Here is a 12,794-nt window from a genome sequence, read left to right as displayed (position 1 = left end):
ATGGATAAACTGATCATAGCGACCCGCGGAAGTCAGCTTGCGATGTGGCAGGCGGAATATGTCAAAGGAGAACTCGAAAAGCGTTTTCCGGATATGACCATCGAGTTTTCGGTAATAACCGCAACGGGTGACAAAATTTTGGACAAACCGCTCGCACTTATCGGCGGCAAGGGGCTCTTCACCAAAGAGATAGAAGAGGTGATGCTCGCCGGTGACGCCCATCTGGCGGTACACAGTCTCAAAGATGTCCCGACGGAACTGCCCGAAGGGCTTCGGCTGGCAGCCATCACGAAGCGTGACGACATTCGTGACGTTTTCCTTTCCCATAAATATGAAAATATCGAAGCGCTACCCGAAGGTGCCGTCGTCGGTACGACAAGCCTTCGCCGACAGATGCAGCTGCGTGCCATCCGTCCGGACCTGACGATCAAAAATCTGCGTGGCAATGTCAATACGCGTCTACGCAAATTGGCCGACGGCGAGTATGACGCGATCATTCTGGCATACGTCGGAATGAAACGCCTTGGACTGCTCGAGAGTGTGCCGTTTCACGATCCGATCAGCGACGAGGTGATGATCCCGCCATCCGGGCAGGCGTCGCTCGGTATCGAGATCGTCGACGACCCGGAGGTCGCGAAGATCGCCGAAACGCTCAACGATCCGGATTCCGCTTTGGCCGCAAAGATCGAACGCGATTTCGTGGCTCGTCTGGAGGGGAGCTGCCAGGTGCCGATCGCCGTCAATGCGAAGGTCTATGAAGAGCGTGTGCTGGTGCGTGCGATGGTGGGATTGCCGGACGGAACCGAAATCCTGCAGGAGCGGATCGAAGCACCGAAAGAGAAGGCCGAAAATCTCGGTAGGGAACTCGCGGACGATATGGTTGCCCAGGGTGCAAAAGAGCTTTTGGCCCGTGCCGAATCGATGGCGTTCAAAGAGGAGCGGTGCGAAAGGTTTTAAATGGCGACAATGCAGGAATGGTTGGAACGGTTGGAAAAGGATGGGGACCTTCGGGTCATCGAGGAGCCCTGCGATGTCAATCTCGAAATGGCGCACGTGGCGTATGTCGAAGTGAAAAAGCGCGATTCCAAGGTGCTGCTTTTCAAAAAACCGGTCAATCGTGAAAAAGGGATCGAATACGAGATGCCTGTGGTGATGAATATGTTCGCCGACTTCGAAGTGACGGAGAAGATTTTCGGACGCCATCCCGATGAGATTGCCGAAGAGATCGAAGCGCTGATGCATATGAAGCCGCCGCAGGGGCTGATGGAGAAGCTTTCGCTCGTACCGAAACTCTTTGCCCTGAAAAATGTCTTTCCGAAGCGTCAAAAGCAAAAAGGGCTCTGCCAGCAGATCATCAAAACCGCGTCACAAGTCGATCTGGATGAACTTCCGATCCTCAAGACATGGAGTGAAGACGGGGGACCGTTCATCACGATGGGGCAGGTCTATACACGATCGATCGACGGCAAAATGCAGAATTTGGGAATGTACCGCTTGCAGCAGTACGACAAAAACCGTCTCGGGATGCACTGGCAGATCCACAAAGATGCCAGCCACTTTTTCGACCAGTACAGGGATGCCGGCAAGATGATGCCCGTTTCCGTCGCGATCGGCGGTGACCCGCTCTACATCTGGTGCGGACAGGCACCACTGCCTTACGGCATCTTCGAGATGCTTCTATACGGCTTTGTCCGCAACGAACCGGCGCGGCTGGTCAAATCGATCACCAACGATATCTGGATCCCGGAGGATGCCGATATCGTGATCGAGGGTGTCGTCGATCCGAACAAACTGGAGATCGAAGGGCCGTTCGGTGACCATACCGGCTACTATACGCTCAAAGAGCCGTACCCCGTGATGGAAGTGACGGCGATCACGATGAAGGAGAATCCAGTCTATCAGGCGACCGTTGTCGGTAAACCTCCTCTCGAGGATAAATATATGGGATGGGGAACGGAACGTATCTTCCTGCCGCTGCTCAAAACCACGGCCCCCGATCTCATCGACTATCATATGCCCGAAAACGGAGTCTTCCACAACCTGATCCTGGCGAAGATGGAGACGCATTACAAAGGACATGCGAAACAGTTCATGCATGCTTTTTGGGGCGTAGGGCAGATGAGTTTCGTAAAGCATGCCATCTTCGTCGGAAAAGATGCGCCGAACCTGACCGAATACGAGAAGATCACCGAGCACATTCTCAATCGCGTCGATGCGAAGAACATGTTGATCACGGAAGGGATCGTCGATGCGCTCGACCATTCCAGCCCCGAGACACTTGTGGGCGGAAAACTTGGCCTCGATTGCACAGGCGGCGAGGTGGCGGACGGTGTGAAAGAGCCGATCGACGATGCGAAACTGCTGAATGCCATGCAGACGATAGACAAAAACGTGAGAGGGGTGAAACAGTACTTCGTCCATACGAAAACCCCCGTCTGTGTCGTTGCATATGAAAAAGAGCGCAGCGTTCAGGAACTTTTCGACGATCTCAAAGCGCTTCATACCCATCTCAAGCTTGTCGTCGTCGTCGATGCAGCGTGCAACGATATCGACAACCCCTATATGCTCGTCTGGCGGGTTGCCAACAATATCGATGCCCTGCGTGATGTCCGTAAAGAACCGGTCATCATGCTCGATGCGACCAACAAAAATGAACGTGACGGCTACACCAGAGAGTGGCCCGGCGACGTATTTTGCGATCCGAAAGTTTTGGAAGATCTAAAGGCACGGGGTATCATCGACATCGATGATGCTTTTGTCAAAAAATTCTATCTCTGATCAGTCTGCTTCGAGCCACATTATAAGAGAAACAACCACTTCGTCCGTCGCACGGTTGAGTGCGGCGACACCCCCTTTGGCATCTTCGGAGAGGGCTGGTACGGCCGCTTCGAACGTTTCGGAAGCGACTGTTTTCCCGTTTCTGTTTTCAATCAATGTGGCGATCATTCGGACGACGCCTTTGGATGGTGTGCCTTTGGAAAAATCGTGAACGAAATTGATAAGAGAGATCTCCAGAACCATCTCCGTATCCGCATGGGTTGCGGCAGGCAGGACGGTTCTGGCTATATTGCTTTGACGCAACGCATAAAGAAGTTTGTTTTCGAGCATCGAATCGACACTGTCGTACCATCGGCTGTAGGCGTACGGTTGATGCAAATAACCCGCTTTTCGATAATAGAGTGTCGAACTTTCGGATAGTTTGGTCGAATGGTTGAATGCCAGCCGAATCGTATCGAATCTGGGGTTTTCGAGCCGTAATCTCGTGAGAGCAGGCGTCTCCTGATTCAGTGTATAGGTCATAGGGGAAGGAACCCTTTTGATGGAACATCCGCCAAGCAGCAGCAGTGAGGCAAGAACGATACTCCACTTCATCTTATCTCCTTTTCGCCCGGTCCGAGCAGCGGTTCGGCCTCTTTGAAAAAGAGGTCTCTGGGACTGTTTTTCAACGCTTCCGCATCTTCTTGCAGCTGGTAGATCAACGATTGTGTCGCACGCATCAGTGCATTGCTCTGTGCAAGTGTCTGCTGCAGCAGATGCCGGACATTGAGATCTCCCTCCTCGAGCCGTCGCTTCAGCGTCAGGTTGAGCGATTTGAACGATTCGGCACTCTCCCGGATCGCAAGCAGTGTCGCATTGCCTTCTTCTCCGAGCCCTTTCGTCGTCGAACGGATCAGATCGACCGTTTCGTAGAGCTTGCCGATCTTTTCGGATGCATTTTCGAGATTGGCGAGCAGCTTCTCGATCTTTTTAGCGTTGGAGGGGCTCAGAATATGTGTGAGTGTTTCCGAAGAGGTGTCGATGTTGGTGAGGGTGTTGTTGATGTGATGCATATTCTCCTCGCTGAAGGCCCGGCTGAGTCTGTCGAGCGCCTTGGTAATCTGCTCGGCGATGTCGGTCACGGATGTTCCAAGCTGTGCCAGGGTCGACGGTTTCGATGGGATGACGGGTATCTCTCCTCTTTTGGCTTTGATGATGGGTGCGCCTTTCTCCCCTCCAATGATTTCGATGTAGGCGATACCAGTAATTCCCGTGAATTTGAGTGTTGTGTACATCCCTTCCCGGATCGGAAAATCTTTTGGAATCCGCAGGAGCAGCCGAATGCGCGTCGGATCTTTGGGATCGACATGAATCTCTTTGACTTTCCCGATATCGACCCCCATATATTTGACCGAGCCATCAGGCGGCAGGCCTGCAACCGACTCTTTCATGTATGTATAGTAGTAGACAAACTCTTTTTTGCTGTTGTAGTTTCCCATCCAGAGAGCGAAGGCGATGGCGCCAGCCCCGAGAAGAAGTATGAAGAGACCTACAGCGATATAGTTGGTTTTGCTTTCCATTATGCCTCCATCTCCATAACTTTGATACGCGCTTTTGCACGGTTTCCACCGAAAAACTGGCGAATGAAAGGGTGATCGGTTTGCAGGATCTCTTTCAGGGAGCCTTCGGCGACCACATGTCTGTCACCGAGGATCGCCATACGGTCGACCACATTGAAAATCGTATCGATATCGTGGGTGACCATGACGATGGTAAGACCGAGCAGTTCTCTCAAATCGGTCACGAGGTCGTCGAAAGCTTCGGCACTGACCGGATCGAGGCCCGATGTGGGCTCATCGAGAAAGAGAAGCTTGGGGTCCATCACCAGGGCACGTGCCAAGGCGGCACGTTTGATCATACCACCGCTCAATTCACTGGGATAGAGTTTTCCGACATCCGGTGAAAGGCCTACCATGTCGAGTTTCGAAAGGATGATCTTTCGGATCGTATCCTCGGAAAGATCGGTGTACTCTCTGAGCCAGACCGCGATGTTTTCGGCCACCGTAAGCGATGTGAAGAGTGCGCCGAACTGGAAAAGGACACCCCATTCGCTGCGCAGCTTTTGCGCTTCTGCGCGCGTGATCCGGGACAGATCGTATCCGAGGACCTTCACGAATCCTTTGGAAGGGCGTAGAAGCATGATCATTTCGCGAAGAAGGGTCGTTTTGCCCGAGCCGCTTCCTCCCAGAAGGCCGTAGATCTCTCCCTCGTAAATCGTCAGATTGACATCCTCGTGCACCACTTTGGTGCCGAAACGTGTTTCGATACCGCGCATAACGATGATTTCACGTTTCATGACATCACTCCTCCCCCTCGAGTTGAAGTTCCAAAAGAGATCCCTTTCACTGAAGCTTCGACTTTGGCGAGAGAAACCATTATGGCCTTTATCGACAGATTTTTTTTGCGACATAGAAGCGTCATATGTCGAGCTCCGTAAAGATGACCGAAAAGATGGCATCCATCGCGATGACGAGGAAGATGGAATTGACGACGCTGATCGTCGTGTAGCGGCCGATACTCTCTGTGTTGCCTGAGACCTGGAACCCTCTGAAACACCCGATAGCCGCGATGATGAAAGCGAAGAAGGGCCCTTTGAAGAGGCCGACGAGATAGTGTCGGACATCCACCTCTTCATGGAGACGTTCGAGAAACTGTGCAGGCGTGATGTCGAGCTGGACCTTCGCGACGAGAAGGCCGCCGTAGATACCGACGATATCGGCGAAAAAGATAAGAAGCGGCAGGGCGATCATCATCGCGATCATCCGCGGAAGCACGACAAAACGGAAAATTTCGAAACCCATCGTCTTCATCGCATCGATCTCTTCGGTGATTTTCATGACACCGATCTGTGCCGTGTAAGAGGAGCCGCTGCGCCCTGCAACGATGATGGCGGTAATGAGCGGCGCGAGTTCCCTCGGAATCGAGATACCGATCATCTCGACGATAAAGATATTGGCCCCGTATTTCTGTAACTGAACCGCGCTTTGGAAGGCGATGACGATACCGACGAGAAAAATGCTGAGGGCGATGATGGGCAGGGCGGTGGTGCCGGCTTTGTAGATATTGGTTGCCGTCTCTTTGAACCGAAAAGTGGAAGGATGCATCGTCATGTGGAATGCCGCGACCGTCGATTGTCCGAGAAAATTGAGAAAGAGCAGAAAATCCTGCAACATATCGGCACTCGATTTGCCGATGTCCGCAATGAGGTTGAGCACTTTTTCATAAGGGCGTACATACGGGAGAGCGACGGGGTGCGTAAAACGTTTAACGAGCCGGAACATCCTGCAAAACTCCGCAGGGACATGACGAACGAAGAGCTTCCTTCCGCGCTTCAACCGTTCCCGGGCCGAGATGAAAAAAACCATGGAACCCGTATCGATCGATTCGATGCCGCCAAGGTCCAGGACGATCGACTCCACTCCTTCGAGTTTCGGTTCCAGTCGATGGAGCTGAGCTTCGATTCTGTCGAGAAAATCGATTTGCCAGCGGCCCGAAAAAAAGAGTATAGCCCGATTTCTCTCCATTTTGATACGAACGTATGTTTCATCTCTCATAAAAAGTATTCTACCGAAGATTGGATTAGAGCTGTTTTTGAAACGCTCTAAATGAGGAAATTTGTTGAAATTCATTGATATGGAGTATAATTTATCCAACTTCAATAAGATTGGTCGATCACGAATGAAAAAGACGGCATGTCCGGAGTGTGGTATTGTCATCGATATTCCACAACGTCTCGATTTTTCACATTACCACTGTCCTCGCTGTAAAATGCTCCTTCACAGGCGAGGGCAACCCTTCTCCCATATCATCGTAATGGCTTTCACGACGCTGTTGCTGGCCATTCCTCTCACATTCCTGCCTATCTTGTCGCTCAACATCATGGGGGTAGAATCTTCCGCCACACTGGTCGAAGTTCTTTGGCAACTCTACCAAGACGGCTATACGATGATCGCCATCTTTACCATGCTCACGGCTTTTGCGATACCGATGGGGATGATGGCCCTGCTTCTCATGATTCTCGTTCCACTGAAAATGGGCTACAAGCCACAAAGAGTGGCACTCTATTACAGGATTTACGAGACAGCAAGAAGGTGGGGCATGGTTGAGGTATATCTGATCAGTATCATCGTGGCGATCGTAAAGCTTCACAAGATGGCGACGCTTCATGTCGGGTTCGGACTTTTCATCTTTGTCTTCTTCTTCATCACGTTCTACATTACGACCGTCTGGTTCAATCCCGACGATATATGGGATGACGATGCGCTGGCTGACTGATATCGAAGCCGGAAAGGTTCTCTGTCTGCATTGCCGAAAGCTCCATCCGCTCTCTTGTAGAACATGTGGACGGTGCGGCAGTGCTCTGCATCAGCGAAGGCCGCATGCCATCGCATTGAGCTGGAGTTTTTCCATCGCTTCGATGATTTTTCTCGTTCCGGCGAATCTGTTGCCGATGATGATCGTCATTTCGTTTGTCGGAAAAGATCCGGCTACGATCATGGATGGAATCATCTACTTTTTTCAAAGCGGCTCTTACGGGATCGCACTGGTGATTTTCGTCGCGAGTGTCTTCGTCCCTGTATTCAAGGTGACGGTCCTGATCTATCTTCTGCTGATCGTACATTTCAAATGGCACGAACGGGCACGTTTTGGCCTCAGGCTCTACCGGGTCATACACTTTATCGGAAAATGGTCGATGCTCGATATCTTCGTGGTAGCACTGATGGTCGGGCTGGTGCAGTTCAAAGGGTTGGCGACCATCGTCACCGGACCGGCGGCAATCGCGTTTGCGATGGTCGTCATCATGACGATGCTGGCGACGGAGAGTTTCGACACACGTCTGATGTTCGATACGCAAAATCAAACATGAAAGTGAGGGCGCATCGATGAACGATACGAAACACGAGATTCCCCATGCGGTTCAAAAGGGGAGGGGAACCCTCTGGCTGGTATGGCTGATTCCTCTTGTGGCACTCGGCATGACGGCATGGCTGATCTACAAGCACTATGCCGAAATGGGTACCGATGTCGTCGTGGTCTTCGAAAATGGCAACGGTCTGGAAGTCGACAAGACCCCGCTTCTTTACAAAGGGATCAAAATAGGCCGTGTTTCCGGTGTCACGGTCGATAGGAACGATCTTTTCAAAGTGGACGTGACGATAACGGTCGATCCGGATGCGGTCGCCTTGGTCGCACGCAAGGGAACACATTTCATAAAAGTCGAGCCCCATGTTTCCATGACCGAAATTTCTGGGCTGGATACGATCATAAGCGGTGTCTATGTCGACCTTTATCCCGCGGCCGTAAGCAAAGAGAAGATTTTGAGATTGCCGAAAGCCTATCGTTTCGAAGGTGATACGAAATATCCTCCGAAACGATACGACAAGGGGTTCTATCTGACATTGAGAGCCGAAAAAGGGAGTGTCAGTATCAACGCACCGGTTCTTTTCAACCATTTTGTCGTCGGCAAAGTCATCGACAAACGGCTGGTTGGCGGCGATGTGGTTTATACCCTCTTTATCGAAGATCAGTATAGAAGCCTGGTCAAACAGAAGAGCCGTTTCTGGAAGGTGAGCGGCATCGATGTCAAAGCTTCCCTTTCGGGCGTGAAGGTCCGTTTCGACTCGATCGCCTCTTTGCTCGCGGGCGGCATCGCGTTCAGTTCGCCCGACAAAGCGAAACCCGCCACCTCCGAGGCATCTTTCAGGCTCTACGACTCACGGCTTGCTTCGAGAATGGAGGAAGATCTCATCACGCTCACGGCCGATGAAGCCTACAATATCGATCCGGAACTCTCGCATATCTACTACCGAGGGTTCGAAGTGGGTGAAATTCTCGATGTACGATACGATGCCCAAAAAGAGAAGACGCTTTTTACGATCAGGCTCGACCAATCGTTCCGACTTCTGGCCAACGAGGCGGCATGGTTCAGAATCGTCCGTCCAAAGATCGGTTTCGACGGGATCAAAGGGCTGAGTGCCATCGCCAGCGGCCCCTATATTACATTCGATACCGCAAAGATAGGTGCACCTGTCGCTTCCCGCTTCATTCTGCACGATGAACCGATGCCGTTGAAAGGCAGGCACATCCGGCTCCTGGCCAAACGGGCAGAATCTGTCAGAGCGGGGACGACGGTCTTCTATCGCAATATCGCAATTGGCAAAATCGAGTCGGTTCGATTCGGAAAAAAGAGCGAGCGTGTCGAGATCGATGCCGTCATCGCACCGAAATATGCCGATTTTGTCAACGACTCTTCGATGTTCTATGTGCGAAGCGGGGTCGAGCTCGATGTTTCGATGCACCGCATCCGTTTCGACAGTGGATCGTTCGAAACTATGGTAAAAGGAGGCATCGTACTCGAAACCCCCGTAGGCGTGAGCGGTGGAAGCAAGAGCAGTTTCGTGCTCTACGAAGATTTCGCAGCGTATGAAAAGGCGCGTTACCTCGTATCGGGAGGCACCTTTTTCCATGTTCTGATGAAAGAGTTGGATGCACTGAACGAAGGTGCACCGGTTCTATATAGAAAACTCAAAGCGGGAGAGGTGGTCGCGTACGACTATCTTCCGGAAAAAGACATGATCGATGTCAAGCTCTATATCGACAGAGCGTTTGCAGGGAAGATCAACGCCTCCACGCGGTTCCAAAATGTCAGTGGCCTCTCTTTCGAGATGGCGTTTCCCGATATCAAGATCGAAACGGGAACGCTCGAGAGTATGATACGGGGTGGTCTGAGCTTTGAAACACCCGATCCGAATGCTTCTGCCGTCGATGCGGGGCACTGTTTCGACATTTACGATGAGGAGCAAGAGATCGCGAGGAAGTACGATCGTTTCGTGCTCTGGATGAGGGATGGCGGTGAAATAAAAAAAGGGAGCCCCTTGTTGTACAAGAATATAAGGATTGGCAGGGTCGAGAAGGTGCTTCTGGAAGGGAATATGGTCAAGGCCACCGTTTTGATCGAGAAACGATCGAATCATCTTCTGCACAGCGATACGATTTTCTGGCTCCGGAATTTCGAATTGGGTGTCGGTGGGGTTCAAAACCCTTCAGCCGTTGTCATGGGGCCTGCGATCGCTCTGCTGCCGGGACGGGAAATGGCACGAAGCGACGCTTTCGTCCTTTCGGAAACTCCGCCGCCGCGAACCTATGGAGAAGATGGCCTTCGCATCGAACTGATCGCAGACAGGAAAAGCAGTCTGAAGAGAGGATCGCCGGTACTCTACCGTCAGGTGGAGATCGGCGAAGTCGAGAGCTTTGCCCTGAGTGACGATGCGACCCATGTCTCTGTCGGCTGCTATATCGCTCCCCGTTATGCCCATTTGGTTCGAAAGAATGCCCGCTTCTATATGGCGGGAGCACTGGGCATGGAAGTGAGCCTTCTGGGCGTAAAAGTGCAGACGGAGACACTCGCGACGATGATTCAGGGCGGTATCGGTATGGCCGTACCGGATGCACCGGATGAGGTTGTCGAAGAGGGTGCGCGTTTCAAACTTTACAACGAAGCGGAAAAAGAGTGGATGAGATGGCGGCCGAAACTTTAATTTAATCATCGAGTCGATAAAATAAAAAGAAAATTTGGAGAGCTTTTGAGAATCGATAAATATTTGAGTAGCGTCAACCTCGTCAAACGCAGAACCATCGCGCAGGATATGGTCAAAAGCGGTGTCGTTTTTATCAACGGTGTCCAGGCGAAGCCGAGCAAAGAGGTCAAAGTGGGCGACGTGATCGAAATACGCTACCTCAAAGGCACGAAAGAGTACAGGGTACTCAAAATCCCGACAACGAAAACCATCCCAAAAAGCGCGAAGGATGAGTATGTGGAGGAGATCGCATGACATACGAGGAGACAAAAGTAGCCTTCGAACATCTTTTTCGCGGCGAAATGGCGGAAGAGGAGGCGAGAAGGCTCCTGGTTGAAATGGCCGAGCGGGGCGAGAGTGCCGATGAGATCGCGGCGGCGGCGGAGGTGATGCGCTCGCATGCGATCAAACTTCCGGTGCCCGAAGATCTTCGCGAGAAGCTGATCGACAACTGCGGGACAGGTGGCGACAAAAGCGGCAGTTTCAATATCTCCTCGACCGTTTCGCTGCTGCTTGCGGGAGCGGGGTGTTATGTGGCCAAGCACGGCAATCGTTCCATCACCAGCAAGTCGGGAAGTGCCGACATGCTGGAGCATCTGGGAATCCGTTTGGATCTCTCGCCAGAACAGCAGGTCAAGATGCTCGAAGCGTGCGGTTTCACCTTCATCTTCGCCATTCATCATCATCCGGCGATGAAGTTCGTCATGCCAATCCGCAAATCGATTCCGCATCGTACCATCTTCAACATCCTGGGACCGCTCAGCAATCCGGCAGATGTCAGAAAACAGCTGATCGGTGTCTTCGACCCCTCATTCGTTTCAAAAATGGCGGAAGCGCTCAAGAAACTCGGAACCGAACGGGCGATGGTCGTCAGCAGCCGCGATGGCCTCGACGAGATCTCCGTCAGCGACAGGAGTGTCGCCGAGATGCTGGAGGCGGGAGATTTGAAAAAGATGGAGATCGATCCGCTGGACTTCGGGATCGAGCGGGCACCGATGGAGGCGATCCGAGGGGGTGATGCGGCCGAAAATGCAAAAATCACCGCATCGATTCTTTCGGGAGAAGAGAGGGGGCCGAAACGCGATATCGTCCTTGTCAATGCGGCGGCCGCATTGATCGTGGACGGCAAAGCACGCGATTTTCAGGATGGCTTGCAGATCGCCGAAGAGACGATCGACTCGGGACGTGCCGAAGCGGCGCTGAAAAAAATCGTGGAGGTTTCCAACGCATTATGACGAAAATCATCGAAGCATCACTCGAAAATCTCGACGAAGCGGCAGCGCAGATCGAAGCGATGCTCCCGGAAGATGCCGTCATCTTTTTGCGTGGAGATCTGGCATCCGGAAAGACGACATTGACAAAAGCCCTTGCCGAGGCGAAAGGGTGCTCGAGCAGGGTTACCTCGCCCACTTTCTCGATTCAGCAGGTTTACGACAACGGCATCGCTCACTACGATCTCTATCAGTGCCCGAACGAGAAGTTTCTGGCGATGGGGCTACTCGAGAGTCTCGAAGCGCCGGGATGGCACCTTGTGGAGTGGGGCGATGAGGCACTGGAGAAACTGCTGCGCTCCCACGGTTTCAATGTCGCCGTTATCGAAATTACCCCCAAAGAGGGATCTCGCCTATACAAGGTTGAAACCGATGCATAGTCTTCGCGCCGAAAATCTGGTCAAAACGATCAAAAAAACACCGATTGTCAAAGGTGTTTCTCTGGAACTCAACACCAAAGAGGTCGTAGGGCTTCTGGGGCCCAATGGAGCGGGCAAGACGACGACCTTTTATATGATTTGCGGGCTCATCGGTGTCACCGACGGCAACGTCTATATCGACGATATGGATGTGACGCGCGATCCGCTGCATGTGCGTTCGCGTCTGGGTATCGGTTACCTTCCGCAGGAGTCGAGTATTTTCAAGGACTTGACGGTCGAGGAGAACCTGCTGATCGCGGCGGAAGCGGCGAAACTGAATAAAAAGAGCGCCTACAAACGGATCGAGAATCTGCTGGAACTCTTCAATATCGAGCCGATCCGTCATCGCAAGGGGATCCGCCTCAGCGGCGGGGAGCGGCGGCGTGCCGAGATCGCACGTGCACTGGTGAGCAAACCGAAATTTCTGCTGCTCGACGAACCCTTTGCAGGGGTCGACCCCATCGCGGTCATCGATATACAAAACGTCATCCGTCAGCTACTGGAGCTCGACATCGGCGTCCTCATCACCGACCACAACGTCCGTGAGACGCTGGGGATCTGCCACCGAGCCTATGTCATGCGATCGGGTGAACTGATGGCGAAGGGGAGTGCCGGAGAGATCGCTTCCAACCCGGATGTCATCAAGCACTATCTGGGAGAACACTTTACCTTATGATGCCATTTGAAATGAACGAAATCACCAGGAGAGA

Annotated in this window: 13 protein-coding genes; 9 read left to right on the top strand and 4 right to left on the bottom strand. The window is 52.4% G+C overall.

What is annotated here, in order from left to right:
• Together hemC and QUD54_RS02065 are read left to right on the top strand one after the other, a co-directional pair.
• Positions 1 to 957, top strand: a complete 957-nt coding sequence (hemC, locus tag QUD54_RS02070; RefSeq protein WP_286337302.1) for a hydroxymethylbilane synthase — start codon at positions 1 to 3, stop codon at positions 955 to 957.
• 9 nt (positions 958 to 966) lie between these two features.
• Positions 967 to 2,778 carry a menaquinone biosynthesis decarboxylase gene (locus QUD54_RS02065; protein WP_286337993.1) on the top strand — a complete coding sequence of 604 codons (1,812 nt, stop codon included), beginning with the start codon at positions 967 to 969 and terminating at the stop codon, positions 2,776 to 2,778.
• Here the strand turns inward: QUD54_RS02065 and QUD54_RS02060 are convergent, their stop codons facing one another.
• The 4 genes from QUD54_RS02060 to QUD54_RS02045 all read right to left on the bottom strand — a co-directional run bounded on the left by QUD54_RS02060 (position 2,779) and on the right by QUD54_RS02045 (position 6,371).
• The gene (locus tag QUD54_RS02060; RefSeq protein ID WP_286337301.1) at positions 2,779 to 3,372 is read right to left on the bottom strand and encodes an ABC-type transport auxiliary lipoprotein family protein; all 594 of its coding nucleotides are present in this window, start codon (positions 3,370 to 3,372) and stop codon (positions 2,779 to 2,781) included. It abuts the gene before it with no gap.
• Positions 3,369 to 4,337 carry an MlaD family protein gene (locus tag QUD54_RS02055; RefSeq protein ID WP_286337300.1) on the bottom strand — a complete coding sequence of 323 codons (969 nt, stop codon included), beginning with the start codon at positions 4,335 to 4,337 and terminating at the stop codon, positions 3,369 to 3,371. Before QUD54_RS02055 ends, QUD54_RS02060 begins: the two co-directional genes overlap by 4 nt.
• Positions 4,337 to 5,113, bottom strand: coding sequence for an ABC transporter ATP-binding protein (locus QUD54_RS02050; protein ID WP_286337299.1), 777 nt, complete (start codon positions 5,111 to 5,113; stop codon positions 4,337 to 4,339). Before QUD54_RS02050 ends, QUD54_RS02055 begins: the two co-directional genes overlap by 1 nt.
• Positions 5,114 to 5,234: 121 nt before the next feature.
• Complete coding sequence (locus QUD54_RS02045; protein ID WP_286337298.1) at positions 5,235 to 6,371, bottom strand: ABC transporter permease; 1,137 nt, start codon at positions 6,369 to 6,371, stop codon at positions 5,235 to 5,237.
• A 124-nt stretch (positions 6,372 to 6,495) separates the two neighbouring features.
• Here QUD54_RS02045 and QUD54_RS02040 point away from each other — a divergent pair, with 124 nt between their 5' ends.
• Genes QUD54_RS02040 through lptB form a run of 7 tightly spaced genes read left to right on the top strand, consistent with a single transcriptional unit; the run spans position 6,496 to position 12,760 of the window.
• Entirely contained in the window at positions 6,496 to 7,092 is a 597-nt protein-coding gene (locus tag QUD54_RS02040) for a paraquat-inducible protein A (RefSeq protein ID WP_286337297.1), read from the top strand.
• Positions 7,076 to 7,684, top strand: coding sequence for a paraquat-inducible protein A (locus tag QUD54_RS02035; RefSeq protein ID WP_286337296.1), 609 nt, complete (start codon positions 7,076 to 7,078; stop codon positions 7,682 to 7,684). The genes QUD54_RS02040 and QUD54_RS02035 overlap by 17 nt, the downstream gene beginning before the upstream one ends.
• A 16-nt stretch (positions 7,685 to 7,700) precedes the next feature.
• The gene (locus QUD54_RS02030) at positions 7,701 to 10,355 is read left to right on the top strand and encodes an MlaD family protein (protein ID WP_286337295.1); all 2,655 of its coding nucleotides are present in this window, start codon (positions 7,701 to 7,703) and stop codon (positions 10,353 to 10,355) included.
• Between the two features lie 45 nt (positions 10,356 to 10,400).
• Positions 10,401 to 10,649, top strand: coding sequence for an RNA-binding S4 domain-containing protein (locus QUD54_RS02025; protein ID WP_286337294.1), 249 nt, complete (start codon positions 10,401 to 10,403; stop codon positions 10,647 to 10,649).
• On the top strand, positions 10,646 to 11,629 hold the full coding sequence (trpD, locus tag QUD54_RS02020; protein ID WP_286337293.1) for an anthranilate phosphoribosyltransferase: 984 nt from the start codon (positions 10,646 to 10,648) through the stop codon (positions 11,627 to 11,629). Before QUD54_RS02025 ends, trpD begins: the two co-directional genes overlap by 4 nt.
• Entirely contained in the window at positions 11,626 to 12,045 is a 420-nt protein-coding gene (tsaE, locus tag QUD54_RS02015; RefSeq protein WP_286337292.1) for a tRNA (adenosine(37)-N6)-threonylcarbamoyltransferase complex ATPase subunit type 1 TsaE, read from the top strand. Before trpD ends, tsaE begins: the two co-directional genes overlap by 4 nt.
• Positions 12,038 to 12,760, top strand: a complete 723-nt coding sequence (gene lptB / locus QUD54_RS02010) for an LPS export ABC transporter ATP-binding protein (protein WP_286337291.1) — start codon at positions 12,038 to 12,040, stop codon at positions 12,758 to 12,760. The genes tsaE and lptB overlap by 8 nt, the downstream gene beginning before the upstream one ends.
• The last annotated feature ends 34 nt before the right edge of the window (positions 12,761 to 12,794 follow it).

The sequence above is a fragment of the Hydrogenimonas cancrithermarum genome, from assembly GCF_030296055.1.
GTDB classification, from domain to species: Bacteria; Campylobacterota; Campylobacteria; order Campylobacterales; family Hydrogenimonadaceae; genus Hydrogenimonas; species Hydrogenimonas cancrithermarum.
Note: the sequence above shows the minus strand (reverse complement) of the source record. Positions and strands in the feature narration are given on the sequence as shown.

Excerpts from the sequence above, each read along its gene's own strand:
- QUD54_RS02065 (WP_286337993.1), top strand. The coding sequence starts at position 967 with ATGCAGGAATGGTTGGAACGGTTGGAAAAGGATGGGGACCTTCGGGTC.
- QUD54_RS02030 (WP_286337295.1), top strand. The coding sequence starts at position 7,701 with ATGAACGATACGAAACACGAGATTCCCCATGCGGTTCAAAAGGGGAGG.
- hemC (WP_286337302.1), top strand. The coding sequence starts at position 1 with ATGGATAAACTGATCATAGCGACCCGCGGAAGTCAGCTTGCGATGTGG.
- QUD54_RS02035 (WP_286337296.1), top strand. The coding sequence starts at position 7,076 with ATGCGCTGGCTGACTGATATCGAAGCCGGAAAGGTTCTCTGTCTGCAT.
- QUD54_RS02045 (WP_286337298.1), bottom strand. The coding sequence starts at position 6,371 with ATGAGAGATGAAACATACGTTCGTATCAAAATGGAGAGAAATCGGGCT.
- QUD54_RS02060 (WP_286337301.1), bottom strand. The coding sequence starts at position 3,372 with ATGAAGTGGAGTATCGTTCTTGCCTCACTGCTGCTGCTTGGCGGATGT.
- QUD54_RS02055 (WP_286337300.1), bottom strand. The coding sequence starts at position 4,337 with ATGGAAAGCAAAACCAACTATATCGCTGTAGGTCTCTTCATACTTCTT.
- lptB (WP_286337291.1), top strand. The coding sequence starts at position 12,038 with ATGCATAGTCTTCGCGCCGAAAATCTGGTCAAAACGATCAAAAAAACA.
- trpD (WP_286337293.1), top strand. The coding sequence starts at position 10,646 with ATGACATACGAGGAGACAAAAGTAGCCTTCGAACATCTTTTTCGCGGC.
- QUD54_RS02050 (WP_286337299.1), bottom strand. The coding sequence starts at position 5,113 with ATGAAACGTGAAATCATCGTTATGCGCGGTATCGAAACACGTTTCGGC.
- tsaE (WP_286337292.1), top strand. The coding sequence starts at position 11,626 with ATGACGAAAATCATCGAAGCATCACTCGAAAATCTCGACGAAGCGGCA.
- QUD54_RS02040 (WP_286337297.1), top strand. The coding sequence starts at position 6,496 with ATGAAAAAGACGGCATGTCCGGAGTGTGGTATTGTCATCGATATTCCA.